Here is a 20259-nt window from a genome sequence, read left to right on the forward strand (position 1 = left end):
GCGGGGCCGTTTTCATGTGCGGATGCGTTTGCGTCCATCAAAGCTGAGAAAACACATCGAATTTGCCGCAAAACATACGGGAAAACTGGACGGGGCCGCGTTTTCCTGAGATAGCAGCCCCATCTTTTCATCAAAAACGGACTCGATCATGACCAGCCCGGCCAACGTCATTTCGCCCGACCTTATCCCCGATGCGCTTTACCCTACCATCAACGCGCTCTGCGCCACCTCTATTGATGTGGCTGCGATCATCGCGCGCGCTGGTCTGGGACAGTCGCTGGCTGCGCAGGTCGGTGAAAACAGCGATGGCGACGGTCAAAAGGCGCTGGACGTTCTGGCCGACGACATGTTCGAGGCCGCGCTGCGCGGTGGCGATGTGCGTTGGTACGCATCGGAAGAGCAGGAAGACGCGCTGCTGACCTCTGAGGGTGGCAAATACGCGCTGGCGATTGACCCGCTGGATGGGTCGTCGAACATCGACGTGAACGTGTCCATCGGCACCATCTTCTCGATCTTTGACACCAAAGAAGGTGCTGAGGAAAGCTTCCTGCGTCCCGCATCGGAACAGATCTGTGGTGGCTACATCCTGTACGGTCCGGCAACCTGCCTGGTTGTGACCTTCGGCAACGGCACTCAGCAATATGTGCTGGATCCGTCGAAGGGTGAATTTGTGCTGGTGGAAAAGGCGATGGAGGTTCCCGAAACCTCCAAGGAGTTTGCGATCAATGCGTCGAACTACCGCCACTGGACCAAGCCGGTACGCACCTACATCGACGATTGCCTCGCTGGCAAAGACGGTCCGCGCGGCATGGATTTCAACATGCGCTGGGTTGGTTCACTGGTGGCGGAAACCCACCGGATTCTGACCCGTGGCGGCATCTTCCTCTACCCCGGTGATGCGCGCCCAGGCTATGAAAACGGACGCCTGCGTATGGTTTACGAATGCGCGCCGATCGCCTTTATCATCGAGCAGGCCAAGGGCCATGCAACCGATGGCGAAACACCGATTCTGGAACGTCAGGCTGCAACCCTGCATGGCCGTGTGCCGTTGGTCTTTGGCTCTGCCCAGAAGGTGCAGCGCGTGGCGGATCACCACGACCTAAGCGAATAACCCCCTCTTTCTCGGAGAAACCCCATGAGTTTTGACCGTTCCCTGAAGATCGCCCCGTCGATCCTGTCAGCTGATTTCGCCAACTTCGGTCAGGAAATCGAAGCCGTCGAGGCGCAAGGCGCCGACTGGATCCACGTGGATGTGATGGACGGGCATTTCGTGCCCAACCTGACCTTCGGCCCGCCGCTGTGTAAGGCGATCCGCAAACACATCAACACGGTGATGGATGTTCACCTGATGATCGCGCCGGTCGATCCTTATATCGAGGCGTTTGCCGACGCGGGTGCGGACATTCTGACCGCCCATCTGGAAAGCGGCCCGCACATTCACCGCACCCTGCAGGCCATCCGCGGCGCAGGCTGCAAGGCAGGTCTGGCGCTGAACCCCGCCACCGGTCTGGATGACGTGGAATACCTGCTGGATATGGTTGATCTGGTCTGCATCATGACCGTGAACCCCGGCTTTGGTGGGCAGAAGTTCATTCACAGCCAGATCGAAAAAGTGCGCAAGCTGCGCGCGATGATCGGTGACCGTCCGATCCATATCGAAATTGACGGTGGCGTGACCCCAGAAACTGCGCCGCTGGTGGCAGAGGCCGGTGCCGATGTTCTGGTCGCAGGTTCCGCCGTGTTCAAGGGCGGTTCGGTTAGCAATCCTGCGCCCTACGGTGACAACATCCGCGCCATCAAGGCGGCGGTTCAGGGCTAAATCCTGTTCTTGCAGAATAGACAAAGGGCTGCGCCGAGAGGTGCAGCCCTTTTTGTTTGGCGCGTTTTAATGGCGCTTACGGTTGCCCCAGATCCTGCGTGCGCGGTTCGCTCTCACCGTTGAAGCCGGACAGGCGGGCCAGCAGAACGGCGACGTTCTTGACCTCAAACTTCTTCAACAGACGGGCGCGCACATCCTCGATGGTGCGCGGTGACAGTTCCAGCACCTGTGCGATCTCTTTGCTAGTACGACCGCGGCTCAGCCACATCAGCACCTCACGTTCGCGTGGTGTAAGGCTGGGGCCGGTGGGTTTTTGATCAATCGGAGAAAAGCTCAGCACGATCTGCGCCAGCGGATCCTCTGGCGTCAGGGTGCGGGCGCGGAACCGAACCCAGATACGCGATCCATCGGCGCACCGCATGATACGTTCGTCAGTGTAGGGGTGCGATTGGCGCAAGGGGCCCAGACCGATATCGCGTACCTGATGAAATTCCTGATCGGTGCCGTACAACAGGCGAAAGCTTTGGCCGATTAGCTGTGCCTTGGTGTAGCCGAACATGTCGGCAAAAGTCTGGTTGCAGCTGCGGATGACCCGCTGTTCTGTCAGGGCCAGCCCCATCGGAGCCTGATCAAAGGCGAGTTGTTCTAGATCTTGCATGTGTCACCATTTCGGGGGGATTCTGCACCGCAATGATACGGTATTGGCACCGTAATAAGCGTTGCCGCATAGTTTTTCCAACATATTTTTTACCAAGGGTTAAAATTGTCGGACAAAGATCAATCGCCTGCCATCGCAATAACCAGCTGTGCCCGCAAAGAAGCATTGGCGCAAACCCTTGCCGTCGAGGTGGAGGCAAGGCGAGATGATTTGATCGATCTGACACGGGACCTGATCCAGATCCCGACGCTTAATCCCCCCGGTGATTGCTACCGCGATATTTGCGATTATCTGGCAAAACGCCTGCGCAACAGCGGCTTTACCGTTGAGTTGATCCGCGCCCACGGCACGCCTGGCGATTGCGAACAATACCCGCGCTGGAATGTTGTGGCCCGCCGTGAAGGGGGGGCTGCCGGTGAGTGCGTACACTTCAACAGCCATATCGACGTGGTGGATGTGGGGCGCGGCTGGACGATGGATCCCTTCGGTGGCGAATTGAAGGATGGCAAGATCTATGGCCGTGGTGCCTGTGACATGAAGGGGGGGCTGGCCGCATCCATTGTTGCGGCAGAGGCGTTTCTGGCCATCTGCCCTGAGTTTAATGGCGCGATTGAAATCAGCGGCACGGCGGATGAGGAATCAGGTGGCTTCGGCGGCGTCGCCTATCTGGCGCAGCAGGGGTATTTCGCACCGGCCCGTGTGCAGCATGTGATCATCCCCGAACCCCTGAACAAGGATCGCATTTGTCTGGGCCATCGCGGCGTCTGGTGGGCCGAGATTGAGACATTTGGCGAAATCGCCCATGGCTCCATGCCCTTCCTTGGTGATTGCGCAGTGCGTCACATGGGCGCCGTGGTGCAGGAAATGGAGGATAGCCTGTTTCCCGCCCTTGCCCAGAAACGCACCGATATGCCCGTTGTGCCCGAAGGGGCGAAGCAATCAACGCTAAACATCAACTCGATGCACGGCGGGCAGGCAGAATTGCCCGAAGGCTTCACCGGATTGCCAAGCCCCGTTGTGCCGGACAGTTGCCGCATGGTCATTGATCGACGGTTCCTCATTGAAGAGGATATAGATGCGGTTCAAGAAGAGGTTATGCAGGTGCTACGCTCCGTTGAGGCCAAGCGTGACAGTTTCCGTTATGAGCTGACAGAACTGCACCGCGTTCTGCCGACCATGACGCAGAAAACGGCGCCTGTGGTTGAAACTGTAGCGAAAGCAATTGCACAAACCCTTGGAAAAGATGCAGAATATGTCGTGTCTCCGGGGACCTACGATCAAAAGCACATTGACCGTATAGGCAAATTGCACAACTGCATTGCTTATGGGCCCGGTATTTTGGATCTGGCCCACAAGCCGGACGAATATGTCGGGGTCGAGGATATGATCGATTCCGTCAATGTAATGGGCCGCTCATTGATTGACCTGCTGGTGCAACCAGAGGCGTAGGCCTGACAACAGGGAGAAGGCAATGACAATGGACTACCAGAAGGCAGGCCGATATTTCAAACTGGGCCTGATCAGCACCGCCGCGCTGGCCGCAACTGCAGGCATCGCGCTGGCAAAATCAGACATCGTAGTGGCGATGCAGCTGGAACCGCCGCATCTTGATCCGACCTCGGCCGCGGCAGGCGCGATCGACTCGGTCCTCTATTCCAACGTGTTTGAAGGTCTGACCCGTTTCGGCCCCGATGGATCGGTGAACCCCGGTCTGGCGAAGGGTTGGGAGATTTCAGAGGACGGCAAGACCTACACCTTTATGCTGCGTGAAGGTGTCACCTTCCACGATGGCAGTGCGATGGATGCGGAGGATGTGAAATTCTCCCTCGACCGCGCACGGGCTGAGGACAGCGCCAACGCACAAAAGGCGCTGTTTGAAGGCATCGAAAGTGTTGAGGTTGTGGATCCCCTGACCGTTAAGGTCACGCTGGCCGCGCCCAATGGCAGCTTCCTTTTCAACATGGCCTGGGGTGACGCGGTGATCGTTGCGCCGGAAACCATTGCAGACATCAAAACCACCCCCATCGGTACGGGTGCCTTTACCTTCAAGAACTGGGTGCAGGGCGACAAGATCGATCTGGAAAAGAACGCCGCCTATTGGGGCACACCAGCGAAACTGGACAAGGTGAGCTTCAAGTTCATCTCGGACCCCACCGCCGCCTTTGCCGCTGTGATGGCCGAGGATGTGGATGCCTTCGTCGGCTTCCCCGCGCCGGAAAACCTGCCCCAGTTTGAGGCGGACCCGCGGTTTCAGGTCCTCGTCGGATCGACCGAGGGGGAAACGATCCTGTCCACCAACAACAAAATGCCGCCCTTTGACAACGTGAAGGTGCGCAAGGCGTTGGCCCACGCGATTGACCGTCAGGCAATCATTGATGGCGCGATGTTTGGGTATGGCACGCCCATCGGCACCCACTTTGCACCGCATAACCCCGATTACGTCGATCTGACCGCGAACAGCGCCTATGACCCCAAAATGGCCAAGGCCCTGCTGGCCGAAGCAGGCTACGCTGACGGGTTCAAAACCACGCTGAAACTGCCGCCGCCATCCTACGCCCGTCGCGGGGGTGAGATTATCGCCGCACAGCTGCGTGCCGTGGGTATTGAGGCAGAGATTAGCAATCTGGAATGGGCGCAGTGGCTGGAGCAGGTGTTCCGTGGCAAGGACTATGGCTTGACCATTGTTAGCCATACGGAACCGTTTGATATCGGGATTTACGCCCGTCCTGACTACTACTTCCAGTATGATAACCCCAGCTTCCAGCAGTTGATGACTGATCTGGGCGCAGAGGCCGATCCGGCAAAGCGCTCGGCGCTGCTAGCGACCGCGCAGGAAACCATTTCCGGTGATTATGTAAACGGCTACCTGTTCCAGCTGGCCTACCCCACAGTAGCCAACGCCAAGGTGCAGGGCCTGTGGAAGGACGCGCCGACGCAGGCCACCGACCTGACTGCCGTATATTGGCAATGATCTGACGACTCCGGCGGCTGTGTTTGTGGCCGCCGGAGGATACTTGAGTACCTAACGAACATTGAAAGAGTGGGGCGTTTCGCCCCCATCCGGGGGTGGCGGCGCCGATGCTGCACTATCTGTTGAAACGTCTGGCCTCTCTCGGCCTTAGCCTTGTGGTGGCGTCCTTGGTGATCTTCCTCACGCTTGAGGTGGTCCCGGGCGACCCGGCCGCCTACATGCTGGGGATCAATGCCCAAGAGGACACGCTGGCCGCATTGCGCGACGAACTAGGCCTGAACGGTTCTGTGGCTGAACGCTATCTAAGCTGGGCCGGTGGCCTACTGGTCGGTGACTTCGGCACCTCTTACACCTATCGCACCCCCGTGGCTGAAATGATCGGTGAGAGGCTGTGGGTCTCCTTGCCGCTGGCACTTTACGCGCTGGCGCTGTCGACGCTGATTGCCTTCCCCGCCGGTATCTGGGCCGCGTCGCGTCGCGGATCGGCGGTGGATGTGGGGGTGATGGGGATCACCCAGCTGGGCGTGGCGATCCCAAACTTCTGGTTTGCTATGTTGATGGTGCTGATCTTTGCCATCAACCTGCGCTGGTTCTCTGCTGGTGGGTTCGTCGGCTGGGACGCGGGCTTTGGCGCTGCGCTAAAATCGCTGACGCTACCTGCCGTGGCCTTGGCACTGCCGCAGGCCAGTATTCTGGCGCGGGTGATGCGGTCGTCGCTGCTAGACACCCTGTCAGAGGATTTTATTCGCACCGCACGGGCCAAGGGGCTGAGCCGTGGTCAAGCGTTGCGCCGCCATGCGTTGCGTAATGCGTTGATCCCAGTGCTGACCATCATCGGGATGCAGTTTTCATTTCTGCTGGCGGGGGCGATCATCATTGAAAACGTCTTCTTCCTTCCGGGCCTTGGACGGCTGGTGTTTCAGTCGATTTCCGCCCGCGATCTGATCGTGGTGGAAAGTGTTGTGATGCTCTTGGTCTTTGCCGTCATTGTGGTGAATTTTCTGGTCGATCTGACCTATGCGATTGTCGATCCCAGACTGCGGGGGCGGCGCTGATGCGGAACCTTTGGCTGGGCGGGCTGCTGACCGCCGTTTTCGCTGGTATGGCGGTGCTAAGCTTCCTTTGGACGCCCTATGATCCGACGGTGCTGGACATCGCGAACAAGATCAAAGCGCCCACATTGGCGCACCCCCTTGGCACCGATCACTTTGGCCGCGACATCCTGAGCATGATCATGGTGGGTGCGCGCACCTCCATCGCGGTGGCGCTGGTGGCGGTGGGCATCGGCATGGCGCTGGGTGTGCCGCTGGGCCTAATGGCGGCAGCGCGCAAGGGTAGCCTGTGGGATGAGGTGATCATGCGCGGCAACGATCTGGTCTTTGCCTTCCCGTCGCTGCTGATCGCCATCATGATAACTGCGGTTTTCGGTGCCTCGGCGCTGAATGCGATCATCGCGATCGGCATCTTCAACATCCCCGTTTTCGCCCGACTGACCCGTTCCGGCGCGCTGAGTTTGTGGAGCCGCGAATATGTCATGGCGGCCCGTGTCGCCGGCAAGGGCGCGGCGCGCATTTCGGTGGAACATATCCTGCCCAATGTCGCCAATCTGTTGATTGTGCAGGGCACGATCCAGTTCTCTCTGGGTATTCTGGCTGAGGCAGGGCTGAGCTATGTGGGCCTTGGTGCGCAGCCGCCGACGGCCAGTTGGGGACGGATGCTGGCGGACAGTCAGACGATGATTTCCTTCGCGCCGCATATGGCGCTGTTTCCGGGGCTGGCGATCCTGCTGACCGTGCTTGGCCTGAACCTGATGGGCGACGGGTTGCGCGATCTGTTCGATCCCAAACTGCGGAGGGCACGGTCATGAGCCTTTTGCAGATTGAGGATCTGAACCTGTCGATCCACGGCACCCCGGTCCTGCAGGATGTGTCGCTGTCCATTGCGCCCGGTCAGATTTTGGGTGTGATCGGGGAGAGTGGGTCGGGCAAATCCATGACCGCCTTTGCCGCGATGCAATTGCTGCCGAACGGTACCGTATGTTCGGGGCGGATCACGCTGGCGGGGCAGGACGTTTTGAACATGAGCGAGCCTGAGCTGTGCCAGATGCGCGGCCGCGATGTGGGCATGGTGTTTCAGGAGCCGATGACCGCGCTAAACCCGATCCGCACCATCGGTGATCAGGTGGCGGAAACCATCCTGATCCACGAGCGCGTCAGCAAGAAAGAGGCACTGGCCCGCGCCGCCGAGGCGCTGACACGGGCGGAGCTGCCGCAGGATCGCTTCCCGCTCAGCCGCTATCCGTTTGAGCTGTCCGGCGGTCAGCGCCAGCGGGTGGTGATTGCGATGGCCATCGCTCTGCGCCCCAAGCTGTTGATCGCGGATGAGCCGACAACCGCACTGGATGTGACCACGCAGGCTCAGATCCTGTCGCTGCTCAAACGGTTGGTGATTGAGGATCAGATGGGGCTGATGTTGATCAGCCACGATCTGGCGGTGGTTGCCGATCTGGCCGATGACATCGCGATCATGCAAAAGGGCCGTGTGGTTGAGGCAGGGCCAGCCGCAACCCTGTTTCAGACGATGCAGCATCCCTATTCCAAGGCGCTGCTGGCGGCCTCCGCCCATCATCCCGACCGCCTGGCCGAACCGCAGGAACAGCCGTTGCTGACCGTGCGCGATGTGGTCCGCGAATACCGGTTGCACAGCAACGGGTGGTTGGGCGGCACCACGACCCTGCGGGCGGTGAAGGGCGTCAGTTTCGACATCAAACGCGGTGAAAGTCTGGGGCTGGTGGGCGAGTCTGGGTGTGGAAAATCGACCCTAACACGGGCGATTTTGGGTCTTGAACCGGTGCAGGGCGGTCAAATCCTGCTGGACGGCGAACCGGTGTTTGACGCCAAGGGCACCAACCGATCCATACGGCGGCGTATGCAGGTGGTGTTTCAGGACCCCTACGGTAGCTTCAATCCTCGCTGGAAGGTGCGCCGCCTGATCGCAGAGCCGATGTATCTGCTGGATCAGCCGCCCAAAGGGCAGGCGCTGCAGGACGCGATGGTAGAGGCGATGGAAAATGTCGGCCTCACTGCCGATGATCTGGATAAATACATCCACGAATTTTCCGGCGGTCAGCGGCAACGTATCGCCATTGCCCGCGCGCTGATCATCAAGCCCGATCTAATCATTCTGGACGAAGCGGTCTCTGCCCTTGATGTATCCGTACGCGCGCAGGTCCTCGACCTTTTGGCGGACCTGTCGGATCGCTATGGGCTGACCTATCTGTTTATCAGTCACGACCTGTCGGTGGTGCGCTCCATCACTGATCGGGTGCTGGTGATGCAGGCCGGTGAAATCGTCGAACAGGGCGAAACAGAGACTGTTTTTGACGCCCCCCAACACCCCTACACCCAACAATTGATCGCCGCTGCGCCAGCTTTGCCAGCCACAGACCCCTCGGCGGAATTACCCAAGACCTGACGATATAAAGGATACGCTATGACGGACGCGCTGAACCTGTGGTTTGACCCAACGAAATGCCTGATCGACGGCGCTTGGGTGGCGCCTGCGTCTGGGCAGTGCTTGCCTTTGTCGAACCCTTCGACGGGGGAGGAGATCGGTGCGATTGCCCGTGGCACCGCCGCTGATATTGACGCGGCAGTGGATGCCGCGACCCGCGCGTGGCAGGGCGATTGGGGTCGCGTTACGGCGGTGGAGCGTGGGCGTATCCTCTATCGTCTGGGCCAGTTGGTACTGGAACGGGCCGACGATCTGGCACGGATCGAGGCGCTGGATGTCGGCAAACCGCTGAAACAGGCCCGCGCCGATGCTATCGCGCTGGCCCGCTATCTGGAATTTTACGCTGGCGCTGCGGACAAACTACACGGCCAAACGATCCCCTATCAGGACGGCTACACCGTCTACACTCTGCGCGAGGCACACGGTGTCTCCGCCCATATCGTGCCGTGGAATTACCCGATGCAGATCATTGGCCGATCCGTTGGCGCAGCGCTGGCAACCGGCAACGCCTGTGTGTTGAAACCGGCGGAGGATGCTTGCCTAACAGCGCTGGCCTTCGCCGATCTGGCCAAGGCTGCGGGTCTGCCGGATGGTGCGCTAAACGTGGTGCCCGGTCTGGGGGCAGAGGCGGGTGCCGCGTTGAGCGGTCACCCTGGCGTGCATCATGTCAGCTTCACCGGATCGGTCATGACAGGCGTGCAGGTCCAAACTGCAGCGGCGCAGAACGTAGTGCCGGTGACGCTGGAATTGGGCGGGAAATCCCCGCAGCTGGTGTTTGACGATGCCGATCTGGACGCCGCCCTGCCGTTTCTGGTGAACGCAGGCATTCAGAACGCAGGCCAAACCTGTTCTGCTTCTTCCCGCATTCTGGCGCATCGGTCCGTTTATGATCAGGTGGTGGAGCGTATGGCCGCCCGTTATGGCGAATTGCGCGTGGGTCCGGCGATGGCGGATCTGGACGTGGGGCCGCTGATCTCTGCTAAGCAGAAGGGGTTGGTCGAGGGCTTCCTGTCCCAAGGCGCGGATCTGGAAATAGCAGCGCAGGGCGTCTTGCAGGACGCACCCAACGGCGGCAACTACGTGCAGCCGACGCTGTTCTGCGGTGTGGCCCCCGATCACAGCCTCGCACGGGATGAGGTGTTCGGCCCCGTGCAGGTCGTCATCCCCTTCGACACCGAAGAAGAGGCCGTCGCGATTACCAATGGCACTGACTATGGCCTTGTCGCCTCGGTCTGGACGCAGAACGGCGCGCGGCAGATGCGGTTGGCGCGGGCCATTCGCAGCGGTCAAGTGTTCCTGAACAACTACGGCGCGGGTGGCGGGGTGGAATTGCCCTTCGGCGGTATCGGCAAATCCGGTCATGGCCGTGAAAAGGGGTTTGAGGCGCTTTATGGCTTCACCACCTTGAAAACCGTCGCCGCCTATCACGGCTGAGCCTGAAGAAAAGAGCCTTAGAGCAAAGGAAATGAAGATGAGACTGGCAGGAAAAACCGCGATTGTGACCGGTGGCGCGTCGGGCTTTGGCGCGGGGATTGTGCGCAAATTTGCGCAAGAGGGCGCAAAGGTCATGGTCGCCGATCTGAACATGGATCTGGCCCGCGATGTGGCGGCAGAGGTGGGCGGTATTGCCGTACAGGTGGACGTGTCGCGCGATGCAGACGTCGCCGCGATGGTTGCCACAGCCAAGGCGCAACTGGGCGGCATCGACATTCTGGTCAACAACGCGGGCATCACCCATCTACCCAAACCGATGGAAGAGGTCAGCGAAGAGGAGTTTGACCGCGTTTTCGCAGTGAACTGCAAATCCGTTTACCTGACCGCCAAGCACATCATGCCGGTGATGAAAGCCGCAGGCAAAGGCGCGGTTTTGAACGTCGCCTCTACCGCAGGCCTCAGCCCGCGCCCGAACCTCAACTGGTACAACAGTTCCAAGGGTTGGATGATCACCGCAACCAAAACTATGGCGGTGGAACTGGCCCCCGCAGGTATCCGGGTCAACGCCATCTGTCCGGTGGCGGGGGAAACGCCACTTCTGGCCAGTTTTATGGGCGAAGACACGCCCGAAGTGCGGGCCAAGTTCCTGTCCACCATCCCGATTGGCCGTTTTTCCACGCCCGAAGATATGGGCAACGCCGCCTGTTTCCTGTGTTCGGATGAGGCAGGCATGGTCACAGGTGTGGCGATGGAGGTGGACGGCGGGCGCTGCATCTAGCGTCCTGCCCCCTAAACAGCCCCACGCGCGCGGATGTTTCGATACAATATAGTTGATCACATCCGCGCGAATCCCCTTTTTTAGCTGTGTTTGTTCAGGTAACAGCGGCCTGTCCAAACCAAAGGAGAGTCCCAATGGGCTACAAAATCGCCGTTGTCGGCGCCACGGGCAACGTGGGCCGCGAAATGCTGAACATCCTGGCCGAACGCCAGTTCCCTGTTGACGAGATCGTTGCGCTGGCTAGCCGCAAATCTCAAGGCACCGAAGTGAGCTTCGGCGATACCACCCTGAAGACCAAAGATCTGGACACCTTTGACTTCACCGGCTGGGATATCGCGCTGTTTGCTGTCGGCTCCACCGCGACCAAGGAATACGCGCCCAAAGCCGCTGCGTCCGGCTGTGTGGTCATCGATAACTCGTCGCTGTACCGCTACGATCCGGACATCCCGCTGATCGTGCCTGAGGTGAACCCGCAGGCGGTGCATGACTATTCCAAAAAGAACATCATCGCGAACCCGAACTGTTCAACCGCGCAGATGGTTGTGGCGCTGAAGCCGCTGCACGACCGTGCCAAGATCAAGCGCGTTGTTGTGTCGACCTACCAATCGGTGTCCGGCTCCGGCAAGGACGCGATTGATGAGCTGTGGAACCAGACCAAGGGCATGTATGTTCCCGGTCAGGAAGTGGACCCCAAGGTTTACACCAAGCAGATCGCCTTCAACGTGATCCCGCACATCGATGTCTTCATGGACAGCGGCGACACCAAAGAAGAGTGGAAGATGATTGCCGAGACGAAGAAAATCGTCGACCCGTCGATCAAAGTGACCGCCACCTGTGTGCGCGTGCCGGTTTTCGTTGGCCACTCGGAATCGATCAACATCGAAACCGAAGAGTTCCTGGACGAAGATGAAGCCCGCGACATCCTGCGCGAAAGCCCCGGCCTGATGGTCATCGACAAGCGTGAGGATGGCGGCTACGTCACCCCGATCGAATGTGTTGGCGACTTCGCCACCTTTATCAGCCGTATCCGTCAGGACGTGACCGTTGAAAACGGCCTGAACCTGTGGTGCGTCAGTGACAACCTGCGCAAAGGCGCGGCGCTGAACGCGGTACAGATCGCTGAACTGCTGGGCCGTGAGGTTTTGAAAAAAGGTTGATCTTCAGCCTTAGAGAATAGAAAAGGGCGCCCGCTGTGGCGCCCTTTTTCGTTTTTGGGAATGTGCGCTGGGGTTAGTCCCGCTGCCCCCAACTGGCCGATTGCATTTCACGCAAGCGGCTGGCGGTGCGTTCAAATTCAAAGACGCCTTCGCCCTCGATATACAGGCTCTCTGGCTCATCTGCCGCCGATACGATCAGCTTGGTGCCTGCCTCGTAGAGGGCATCAATCAAGGTCACGAACCGCTTTGCCTCGTTGAAGTTTGACCGGCCAAGGCGCGGAATATCCTCTAGGATCAGCACCTTCACGTTTTCCGCCAGTGCCAGATAATCGCCCGCGCCCAGCATCTTGCCACACAGGTCATAGAAACTGGCCCGCGCTACGCCATTGCGGAACTGCGGGATCTCTACCTCGCGGCCTTTCACGGTCAGGATCAGCGGCCCTGCAGGTCCGCCAGTCAGGTGTTCCCAAACCTCGCGGATTTTTTGACGGCTTTCGGCGTTGATCGGGCTGAAATATACCTCTTCACCTGCCAGACGGTTCTGACGGTAATCATTGGGGCTGATCAGTTCCCAGACGCACATCTTTTCCTTCAGCACCTCGATAAAGGGCAGGAACAATTGGCGGTTCAGCCCGTTCTTATACAGGTCATCCGGCACGCGGTTGGAGGTGGTCACAACCACCACGCCCGCGTTGAACAGGATCTCAAACAACCGGCCCACGATCATCGCATCGGTGATGTCGGTGATCTGCATTTCGTCAAAGGCCAGCACCTTCACCTCTTTGGCGACCTGCGCGGCGACGGGGGCCAGGCTGTCCTCCACCCCGTCCTGCCGTGCCTTGTGCATGGCGGTATGAATTTCTTGCATGAAGGCATGGAAATGCACCCGCCGCGCTGGCACGTTCAGCTGATCGACGAACATATCCATCAACATCGACTTGCCGCGACCAACCCCACCCCAAAGGTACAGCCCCATTGGCGGCGGCGGTGCCTTGCGAAAGAAGCTTTTCTTTACCGGCTGGGCCAGCTCTGCACGGATGCGTTCAAATTCCGGCAGCACAGCCTCTTGGGCGGGGTCGGGGGTGATGTCACCGGCGGCAACACGTTGGGCGTAAAGGTCGATCAAACTGGTCATACCTTTGCTGATAACGAATTGGATTGCATCGCGAAAGGGCTGCGCCCGCGAATGTCCGTGATCCGTAGTGTTACCAGCTTGTGTGGGGAGATAACGCCCGTAATACTTTCCCAGCTGTAGGAGATGCCAATATGCAAAAATCCACCCCCTTGTTTACACCCGTGCTGATTGTCGGGTGCATCATCATCATGACGGGGTTTGCGATCCGGGCGTCTTTTGGCGTGTTCCAAATCCCGATCTCCCAGGAATTTGGCTGGTTGCGGTCAGAGTTTAGTCTGGCGATTGCTATTCAAAACCTAGCCTGGGGTATTGGTCAGCCGATTTTTGGCGCTGTGGCCGAAAAGCTGGGCGATCGCAAAGCGATTGTCATGGGCGCGCTGTTCTATGCGGCAGGATTGGTTGCCTCTTCCTTTGCGACGACTCCGGGCGCGCATCAGTTTTTTGAGATTTTTGTGGGTTTCGGCATCGCAGGCACCGGTTTTGGCGTGATCCTCGCGGTGGTGGGGCGTGCGGCATCTGACAAAAACCGTTCAATGGCTATGGCGATTGCCACGGCGGCCGGTTCGGCCGGGCAGGTGATCGGCGCACCGACTGCAGAATGGATGCTGGGGTTCATGACGTGGCAGTCGGTGTTTCTGGCATTTGCGGTGATCATCCTGGGGGTGTTGCTGCTGTTGCCGATGATGCGCGCACCAGAAGCCGCCACGAAAGCGCAGCTAGAGGAGAGCATGGGCGCGATCCTGACCAAGGCATTGAAGGATCCAAGCTACACGATGATCTTCCTCGGGTTTTTCAGCTGCGGATATCAACTGGCCTTCGTGACGGCGCATTTTCCGGCCTTCGTGACCGAGGTATGCGGGCCAATCATGCCCGGTGGCTTGCTACATTCGGTGGGCATTACCACGACTTCGGCTTTGGGCGCGGTGGCAATTTCGCTGATCGGTCTGGCCAATATCGGCGGCACGATTTTGGCGGGGTGGCTGGGGAACCGCTTTTCCAAGAAGTATCTTCTGGCGACCATCTACGCCCTGCGCACAGTGATCGCCGCGGCGTTTATTCTGGTGCCAATGACACCGCTGACTGTGCTGGTGTTTTCGCTGTCGATGGGATCGCTTTGGCTGGCGACGGTGCCGCTGACCTCTGGCCTCATCGCACATCTTTATGGCCTGCGCTACATGGGTACGCTTTATGGTATCGTGTTCTTCAGCCACCAGCTGGGCAGCTTTTTGGGCGTCTGGCTGGGCGGTCGGATGTATGACGCCTATGGCTCATACGAAGCCGTATGGTGGGTCGGCGTCGGCGTTGGTGCCTTTTCTGCCCTGATCCACCTGCCGGTCCGCGAAAACCGGCAGGCGATGGCAGCTTAACCGTTTGCGGCCCGCCAACTGTCGAGGATATGGCGACTGGTCATTAGGTCCAGATGCGCCCCGCCGCCGTTTTTAAACAGAGTGATTTCATCGTCGCTGCGGCGCTGGAAGGCGTCCAGATCGTAATAATCTGCGATCAGATGATCACGGCTGATCGCGCCGGATTGCAGTGGGATTTCCACCTCGCCGATGTGGCCCAGGGTGGTATCAAAACTGTCGACAAAAACGCGGGCACGCTGCAGCGCCTCATCATCCGCTTCGCGCATATCAGGACGGTAAGCGCCGATCAGGTCGATGTGCTGGCCCGGTTGCAGCCACGCACCTTTGATCAGCGGTTCGGTCACCATGGTGGCGCTGGTCACGATATCGGCGGCGCGCACGGCGGTTTCCAGATCCTCGGCTACCTGCATTCCGGGGAATTCGGCCGCAAACGCGTGGGCCTTGGCCGCCGTGCGGTTCCAGATGGTAAATCGCGCCTCGGGGAAGGCTGCGCCGTAGGCCTGTCGCAGGGATCGGCCCACTGTGCCCGCGCCGACGATCAGGATCTCACGGCTGTCAGGGCGCGCCAGACGGGTTGCGGCCAACAGGCTGTCGCCAGCTGTTTTCCATTTGGTCACCAGATGAAAATCGACCAGCGCCGACAGCATCCCGTTCTTATCATCATAAAGGGACACTCCGCCGTTCACCATCGGCTGCCCCGACGCCGGATTGCCCGGAAAAATCGTCGCCGATTTCACCGCCAATCCCAGCCCATCAATCCACGCTGCCCGATTTAGGAGGGTGTCATCGCCACGATAAAGAAAGTTATCCGCAATCTCTGCCTTCGGCAGCTTGTGCCCTGCGGCCAACGCCTCGATAAAGGTGAGCCAGTTCAGCGATGCCTCGCCAGCGTCGAAGGAAATGATGGGAATTGTACTCATGGTTTTTCTTTCACGGCTTTGCGCAGGCAACGTTCCAGCGCGTCCAGAAAACGGGATCGGTCTGCCTTGGAAAAGGGGCGCCCGCCGCCCTGACGAAACGGATCGGCTGCGCGCAGGTCGGTCATCAGATCGCGGGTGGCCAAGGCATTGCCGACGTTTGCGGCGGTCAGCGCCTCGCCATTGGGTTTCAGTACCTGTGCGCCATTGGCGACGACCTTGGCCGCCAATGGAATATCGCTGGTGATCACCACGTCGCCCGTTTTGGCGCGATCCGCGATCCACATGTCAGCCACATCCGGCCCCTCGGGCACGATGATGTTTTCGACAAACGGATTGGGTGAGGGGCGCAGCCCCCCGTTGCTGACCAGTTTCATCGCGATGCGGTGGCGGGTCGCCACGCGTTCCGCCTCTGCCTTCACTGGACAGGCATCCGCATCGACGAAGAGGGTAGTCATGAATACAGCGCCTCTGCGTGGAAGGCGATGTGATCCTCCATGAAGGTCGACACGAAGAAGTAGCTGTGATCATAGCCTTTTTGCAGGCGCAGCTGGGCTGGAACGCGGGCGGCTGTTACCGCCTCTGCCAGTGCTTCGGGCATCAACAGGTCGATAAACTGGTCGCTGCTGCCGGTGTCGATCAACAGCGGAATATCCAGACCCTTTTCACGCATCATCAGCGTGGCATCATGTTTCGCCCATGTCTCTGGTGCATCGCCAAGGTAGGCCTGTAGCTGCTTGCGGCCCCAGTCACCTGCAGTGGGGTTGCAGATCGGCGCGAAGGCAGACACCGACTTGAAACGTCCCGGCAGGTTCATCGCCAGCGTCAGTGCACCGTGGCCGCCCATCGAATGGCCGGTGATCGACTGGCGGTCCTCATCAATCGGGAAATTCGCGGTGATCAGACGTGGCAGCTCATCGGCCACATAGGACCACATGTTGAAATGAGGTGCCCAGGGGGATTGGGTCGCGTCAACATAGAACCCTGCGCCCTGGCCCAGATCGTAGGCGTCGTCATTTGCCACACCTTCGCCGCGCGGCGAGGTGTCGGGGAACACCAGCGCGATGCCCTGTTCCGCGGCCCACGATTGTGCGCCCGCTTTCACCATGGCGTTTTCATGGGTGCAGGTCAGACCCGACAAATACCACAGAACGGGCACTGGGCCGTCCTGCGCCTCTTCGGGTAGGAACAGGCCGAAGGTCATGGTGCAGCCGGTGACTTCGGATTTGTGGGAATAAACGCCTTGGGTGCCCCCAAAGCAGCGGTTTTCAGAAATGATTTCCATTCCTCGACGTCCTTCTTTGTCGTGGTGCGCTAGCTGCATGCTGTAAATGTTGCAGGCGATGAGACAAGCGCGTCGGCATATGGCTACATCGCGCATTTGCACCGAAGCAAGAGGCGAGCGGCATCCTTGTGCTAAATTTATGTGCGCTGGCCCTATGGGGGGGCAGGATCTGCGGGGCACTGGTCGTGGTGTGTAACGAAAATGCTCTAGGGGCGTCGCCCCTGCCACAGGTTCAGGGCGCTGCTTTGTAAATGTGTCAGGAACGGAACCGGCTGTAGTGTCAGTTCGGCATTGGCCTGTCCGTTCATTCGCTCAAGATGGCGGATAATTCGTCGTCGCCAGCGCGGATCTGCGATATCGCTGGGCAACATTTCTAGTTGTGCCTTGTGTGCGGGGCTGCTGTCAAAATGACCTTTCTGCATTGCAATCAGGCGTATCCGCGCCGGAATCTTCGGCGCGGTCAGGGGCAGGCCAGATAGGCGCAGCATGACCCTATCGCCGGCCGTCAGCGTGGCGGCGCTGTCATCCCTCAGGGTTATATTTGCCTGATAGCCTGCTTCCTGCGTCAACAATTGCGCGATCGCTGTGTCCGTCATCGGGGTGCCATCGCGCGGCAACGGACGCTGTCGGATTAGCATACCGGCCTGAGGTGCGCGTAAAAACGGGTCCTCCAGCAGTTGCTGGAGTTCAGCGCGCTGCTTTTGCAGGGCCGCCTGTTCCTGCGTCAGGCGGTGCAGCTCTGCTTGGCGGGTGTGTCGCTGATCAGCGATCAATTTTTTCAGCAACACCGTTTGGCGGCGAATGTCGATCTGGAGGGCATGTCGCTCAACCTCATAGGACAGCTGAGTGGTGATTTGGTCCTGGCGGGAACGCGCATTTTCCAGTGATGGCCCTGCGTATTCTATCTGTTGCCGGATAAGATGCAGCTGACGAATGCGTTGTTCCTGTTCTTGCCTTTCTAGCATGTCTGTTTGCTGCTGTATTTCACAGGCGCTCGCCCCATTGTCTGAGGCTGGATCAGGCACGTCGCCTGCGGTTTCTGTTTGAGCTGCAGACGCGGTCAGGCAACGGTGTGTGTAGGCAAGCCGCTGCAGGTCTGCCTCTAGGTTGGACATACGTTGATCTAGTTTTTCGGTGTCATAAAGCAGCACTGCCTGCCCTTGGCTGACGGGGGTGTCATTTTCGACCAGTACTTCGGCAACTGGCATATGCGCAGGCAGGATGACATCCTGCGTGGTCGTTTGCCGAACGAGCGATCCGGTCAAGGTGAGCGTTGGCGCAAATAGCTGGAGTGCGGCAGCGGCAAAAATCGCCCAAACCGCCACGCAGAGTGTGGCCCAAATCAAGATCAGCCATAGCCAAGGCATCAGGTGCAATCGGCGCAGGGGCTTATGTGATAGCCGTGGATCAGGATGTGGCGTCGACATTTTTTTGCGACCTTGCAGCGGGTTGAGGGGGGCGATCGACCTTGCGCGGATCGTAGATTTCGATGCTCACTTCCATCCAGTGCTGACCATCATGGTGCGTGTTTTCGACCGCCAGACTGTCCCGTAGAACGCGGGCCAGCGGTGCGTCCGTCAATGCATCGTCGTTTGTAGCCTGTATTTCGGCGCGTTGCAGCGCACCGCTCGACAACGGTTGGGGTTGCTGCATGCGCAGTTGGCATCGCCCTGCGAACAGTTTGATTTCGAAACATACAGTGTCCGTTGCTGCCGGGTCATCTGAGCGACAGGCCAATGTCAGCATTTCGTTGGCGACCATGCAAACTGCCCGTCGGTTTGCGCCATCGCCATCGCGGCGGAATTGGGCGTTAATCCAACTGTCGAGTGCGTCTTCGCTTTCAAGCTCGCGGGTGGCAACAAACCTTTGCCATCCAGAAGAAGCCCGAGCGCGCATTTCATCGGCAGCGGCCATTTCAACCAATCGCCCGCTTTGCAGGCTGATCAGGTAATCACACGCTTCCAGCATGGCGCGATCTTCGGTGACGAGTAAAATGCTGGCGCCGCGGCGCGCCTCATCCTTCAGACGGGTGAGGAGTGTATTGCGCAACACTTCGGAGAGCCCATCTTCTGGTCGGTCCAGCAGATAGAGAGCGGGGCGCAGGCTGAATGCGCGTACAAAAGCCAGAATTTTTTGTTCGCTATGGGATAGATGTTGCGCATTGCGGCATTGAAGGATCCGTCGGGTGGTGTCGGCATTATGCAACAAGCTTTTCAGTAGGTATTCTGCGCGTTGCGCCATTTGATCGGTCGGGTGCAGCAGATTGGCGCTGCTGCTATCGGGTAAAATCAGCGGCGTTGCTGGTAGATGAATGATCGCGGCACTATGTGGCGAGGCGCTGCGCATCCAAGGGGATAAGCCGTTTAAGCGCACATTCCCTTCTACCTGTAAGTCGGTCATATCAAGTGGCGCAGAAAGAGCGCGCATCAGTAGAGATTTTCCGGAAAAGCTATCCCCGATGAGCGCAGTGATACTGCCTTCGGGCAATTGGAATGACAGATCGTGGAGTAAGTATTGGCCACGATCTGTCTGTACGCTCAGACGATCGACCCAGAGCCCGCTATCAGGTTGATCCGTGATGTCACGGCGTGGCGGCAACATTTGAACATGTGCAGCGCGTTCTGCGTATTCAGGATCAACTGTGGATGTGGCGCGCCAATAGATGAACAATGCCCTGCTAATTCCGGCGCTTATCAACGCGGTTGGCGCAATTGCAGCACTGACCAGAACGTCCCGCAGACACAGCCAGCTGGCCAGCGCGAAACTGGCGATGAAAACGGCGCCCATAACCCCGAGTGACAGGGCATCTACAGTGGGCGCGCGTCGCGTGCGTTGCATCAGCAGGGACAGCCCACGTTGATCGCGTCCGCTAAGAACCGATGCAGCCTCCTCCGGGAGGGCGTTCCAGGCCCGTTCCCGCGGCAACATGCGGGCGAGTGGTCGTGATATGACCCACCCCAAAGCCCCCCCAACCAGAGGCGGGAGCAACAACAGCGGGTGCAGCATTGCCAAACCACCGGCAGTTAGTACGGCGGCTATGACACCGCCGATTGGCCCGCTGCGGCGGCGCAGATCGTGATAGCCTGCCAAAGACCGCGCATGACCCAGCTCGAACAACACAATGCCAAGAACAGGGACAAGCGCACTTAGCCCCAGAATGGGGGCGTAGATTTCGATGTTCTCGACAGCGACCAACTGATGCAGGAACAGCGCAAAAACAACCAA

Annotated in this window: 18 protein-coding genes; 11 read left to right on the plus strand and 7 right to left on the minus strand. The window is 59.1% G+C overall.

The window, feature by feature from the left end:
• Window positions 1–148 precede the first annotated feature (148 nt).
• Window positions 149–1111 (plus strand): class 1 fructose-bisphosphatase, encoded by a 963-nt coding sequence (locus TM5383_RS12435; RefSeq protein ID WP_058319354.1) that lies wholly within the window; start codon window positions 149–151, stop codon window positions 1109–1111.
• 24 nt (window positions 1112–1135) lie between these two features.
• On the plus strand, window positions 1136–1819 hold the full coding sequence (gene rpe, locus TM5383_RS12440) for a ribulose-phosphate 3-epimerase (RefSeq protein ID WP_058319355.1): 684 nt from the start codon (window positions 1136–1138) through the stop codon (window positions 1817–1819).
• Between the two features lie 76 nt (window positions 1820–1895).
• Here rpe and TM5383_RS12445 read toward each other — a convergent pair whose 3' ends face one another.
• Window positions 1896–2477 (minus strand): PAS and helix-turn-helix domain-containing protein, encoded by a 582-nt coding sequence (locus TM5383_RS12445; protein ID WP_058319356.1) that lies wholly within the window; start codon window positions 2475–2477, stop codon window positions 1896–1898.
• A gap of 165 nt (window positions 2478–2642) precedes the next feature.
• On the opposite strand from TM5383_RS12445, the gene TM5383_RS12450 reads away from it, so the two are divergent.
• From TM5383_RS12450 to TM5383_RS12485, 8 genes are all read left to right on the plus strand, one after another.
• A complete protein-coding gene (locus TM5383_RS12450; protein WP_058319462.1) occupies window positions 2643–3926 on the plus strand; it encodes an acetylornithine deacetylase/succinyl-diaminopimelate desuccinylase family protein in 1284 nt (427 codons plus the stop codon).
• Window positions 3927–3954: 28 nt separating this feature from the next.
• Entirely contained in the window at window positions 3955–5448 is a 1494-nt protein-coding gene (locus TM5383_RS12455) for an ABC transporter substrate-binding protein (protein ID WP_058319463.1), read from the plus strand.
• 107 nt (window positions 5449–5555) lie between these two features.
• Complete coding sequence (locus TM5383_RS12460) at window positions 5556–6503, plus strand: ABC transporter permease (RefSeq protein ID WP_058319464.1); 948 nt, start codon at window positions 5556–5558, stop codon at window positions 6501–6503.
• Entirely contained in the window at window positions 6500–7315 is an 816-nt protein-coding gene (locus TM5383_RS12465; protein WP_058319357.1) for an ABC transporter permease, read from the plus strand. Before TM5383_RS12460 ends, TM5383_RS12465 begins: the two co-directional genes overlap by 4 nt.
• On the plus strand, window positions 7312–8922 hold the full coding sequence (locus tag TM5383_RS12470) for an ABC transporter ATP-binding protein (protein ID WP_058319358.1): 1611 nt from the start codon (window positions 7312–7314) through the stop codon (window positions 8920–8922). Before TM5383_RS12465 ends, TM5383_RS12470 begins: the two co-directional genes overlap by 4 nt.
• Window positions 8923–8940: 18 nt before the next feature.
• Window positions 8941–10395 carry an aldehyde dehydrogenase family protein gene (locus TM5383_RS12475; RefSeq protein WP_058319359.1) on the plus strand — a complete coding sequence of 485 codons (1455 nt, stop codon included), beginning with the start codon at window positions 8941–8943 and terminating at the stop codon, window positions 10393–10395.
• Window positions 10396–10432: 37 nt separating this feature from the next.
• Complete coding sequence (locus TM5383_RS12480) at window positions 10433–11173, plus strand: SDR family oxidoreductase (protein ID WP_058319360.1); 741 nt, start codon at window positions 10433–10435, stop codon at window positions 11171–11173.
• Between the two features lie 134 nt (window positions 11174–11307).
• Window positions 11308–12330, plus strand: a complete 1023-nt coding sequence (locus TM5383_RS12485) for an aspartate-semialdehyde dehydrogenase (RefSeq protein ID WP_058319361.1) — start codon at window positions 11308–11310, stop codon at window positions 12328–12330.
• A gap of 73 nt (window positions 12331–12403) precedes the next feature.
• Here TM5383_RS12485 and zapE read toward each other — a convergent pair whose 3' ends face one another.
• Window positions 12404–13465 (minus strand): cell division protein ZapE, encoded by a 1062-nt coding sequence (zapE, locus tag TM5383_RS12490; protein ID WP_058319362.1) that lies wholly within the window; start codon window positions 13463–13465, stop codon window positions 12404–12406.
• Between the two features lie 131 nt (window positions 13466–13596).
• Here zapE and TM5383_RS12495 point away from each other — a divergent pair, with 131 nt between their 5' ends.
• Complete coding sequence (locus TM5383_RS12495) at window positions 13597–14832, plus strand: MFS transporter (RefSeq protein ID WP_058319363.1); 1236 nt, start codon at window positions 13597–13599, stop codon at window positions 14830–14832.
• Here the strand turns inward: TM5383_RS12495 and TM5383_RS12500 are convergent.
• From TM5383_RS12500 to TM5383_RS12520, 5 genes are all read right to left on the minus strand, one after another.
• The gene (locus TM5383_RS12500) at window positions 14829–15752 is read right to left on the minus strand and encodes an ornithine cyclodeaminase family protein (protein WP_058319364.1); all 924 of its coding nucleotides are present in this window, start codon (window positions 15750–15752) and stop codon (window positions 14829–14831) included. The genes TM5383_RS12495 and TM5383_RS12500 overlap by 4 nt on opposite strands.
• On the minus strand, window positions 15749–16207 hold the full coding sequence (locus TM5383_RS12505) for a YaiI/YqxD family protein (protein ID WP_058319365.1): 459 nt from the start codon (window positions 16205–16207) through the stop codon (window positions 15749–15751). Before TM5383_RS12505 ends, TM5383_RS12500 begins: the two co-directional genes overlap by 4 nt.
• Complete coding sequence (gene fghA, locus TM5383_RS12510; RefSeq protein ID WP_058319366.1) at window positions 16204–17034, minus strand: S-formylglutathione hydrolase; 831 nt, start codon at window positions 17032–17034, stop codon at window positions 16204–16206. The genes TM5383_RS12505 and fghA overlap by 4 nt, the downstream gene beginning before the upstream one ends.
• A gap of 206 nt (window positions 17035–17240) precedes the next feature.
• The gene (locus TM5383_RS12515) at window positions 17241–18461 is read right to left on the minus strand and encodes an HlyD family secretion protein (protein WP_156415732.1); all 1221 of its coding nucleotides are present in this window, start codon (window positions 18459–18461) and stop codon (window positions 17241–17243) included.
• Window positions 18442–19821 (minus strand): ATP-binding cassette domain-containing protein, encoded by a 1380-nt coding sequence (locus TM5383_RS12520; RefSeq protein WP_159438567.1) that lies wholly within the window; start codon window positions 19819–19821, stop codon window positions 18442–18444. Before TM5383_RS12520 ends, TM5383_RS12515 begins: the two co-directional genes overlap by 20 nt.
• Between the last annotated feature and the right edge of the window lie 438 nt (window positions 19822–20259).

The sequence above is a fragment of the Thalassovita mediterranea genome (genome assembly GCF_001458435.1).
GTDB lineage: Bacteria > Pseudomonadota > Alphaproteobacteria > Rhodobacterales > Rhodobacteraceae > Thalassobius > Thalassobius mediterraneus.

Excerpts from the sequence above, each read along its gene's own strand:
- rpe (WP_058319355.1), top strand. The coding sequence starts at position 1,136 with ATGAGTTTTGACCGTTCCCTGAAGATCGCCCCGTCGATCCTGTCAGCT.
- TM5383_RS12475 (WP_058319359.1), top strand. The coding sequence starts at position 8,941 with ATGACGGACGCGCTGAACCTGTGGTTTGACCCAACGAAATGCCTGATC.
- TM5383_RS12435 (WP_058319354.1), top strand. The coding sequence starts at position 149 with ATGACCAGCCCGGCCAACGTCATTTCGCCCGACCTTATCCCCGATGCG.
- TM5383_RS12500 (WP_058319364.1), bottom strand. The coding sequence starts at position 15,752 with ATGAGTACAATTCCCATCATTTCCTTCGACGCTGGCGAGGCATCGCTG.
- TM5383_RS12505 (WP_058319365.1), bottom strand. The coding sequence starts at position 16,207 with ATGACTACCCTCTTCGTCGATGCGGATGCCTGTCCAGTGAAGGCAGAG.
- TM5383_RS12460 (WP_058319464.1), top strand. The coding sequence starts at position 5,556 with ATGCTGCACTATCTGTTGAAACGTCTGGCCTCTCTCGGCCTTAGCCTT.
- TM5383_RS12445 (WP_058319356.1), bottom strand. The coding sequence starts at position 2,477 with ATGCAAGATCTAGAACAACTCGCCTTTGATCAGGCTCCGATGGGGCTG.
- TM5383_RS12470 (WP_058319358.1), top strand. The coding sequence starts at position 7,312 with ATGAGCCTTTTGCAGATTGAGGATCTGAACCTGTCGATCCACGGCACC.
- TM5383_RS12485 (WP_058319361.1), top strand. The coding sequence starts at position 11,308 with ATGGGCTACAAAATCGCCGTTGTCGGCGCCACGGGCAACGTGGGCCGC.
- TM5383_RS12495 (WP_058319363.1), top strand. The coding sequence starts at position 13,597 with ATGCAAAAATCCACCCCCTTGTTTACACCCGTGCTGATTGTCGGGTGC.
- TM5383_RS12520 (WP_159438567.1), bottom strand. The coding sequence starts at position 19,821 with ATGGGCGCCGTTTTCATCGCCAGTTTCGCGCTGGCCAGCTGGCTGTGT.
- fghA (WP_058319366.1), bottom strand. The coding sequence starts at position 17,034 with ATGGAAATCATTTCTGAAAACCGCTGCTTTGGGGGCACCCAAGGCGTT.
- TM5383_RS12480 (WP_058319360.1), top strand. The coding sequence starts at position 10,433 with ATGAGACTGGCAGGAAAAACCGCGATTGTGACCGGTGGCGCGTCGGGC.
- TM5383_RS12455 (WP_058319463.1), top strand. The coding sequence starts at position 3,955 with ATGGACTACCAGAAGGCAGGCCGATATTTCAAACTGGGCCTGATCAGC.
- TM5383_RS12515 (WP_156415732.1), bottom strand. The coding sequence starts at position 18,461 with ATGTCGACGCCACATCCTGATCCACGGCTATCACATAAGCCCCTGCGC.
- zapE (WP_058319362.1), bottom strand. The coding sequence starts at position 13,465 with ATGACCAGTTTGATCGACCTTTACGCCCAACGTGTTGCCGCCGGTGAC.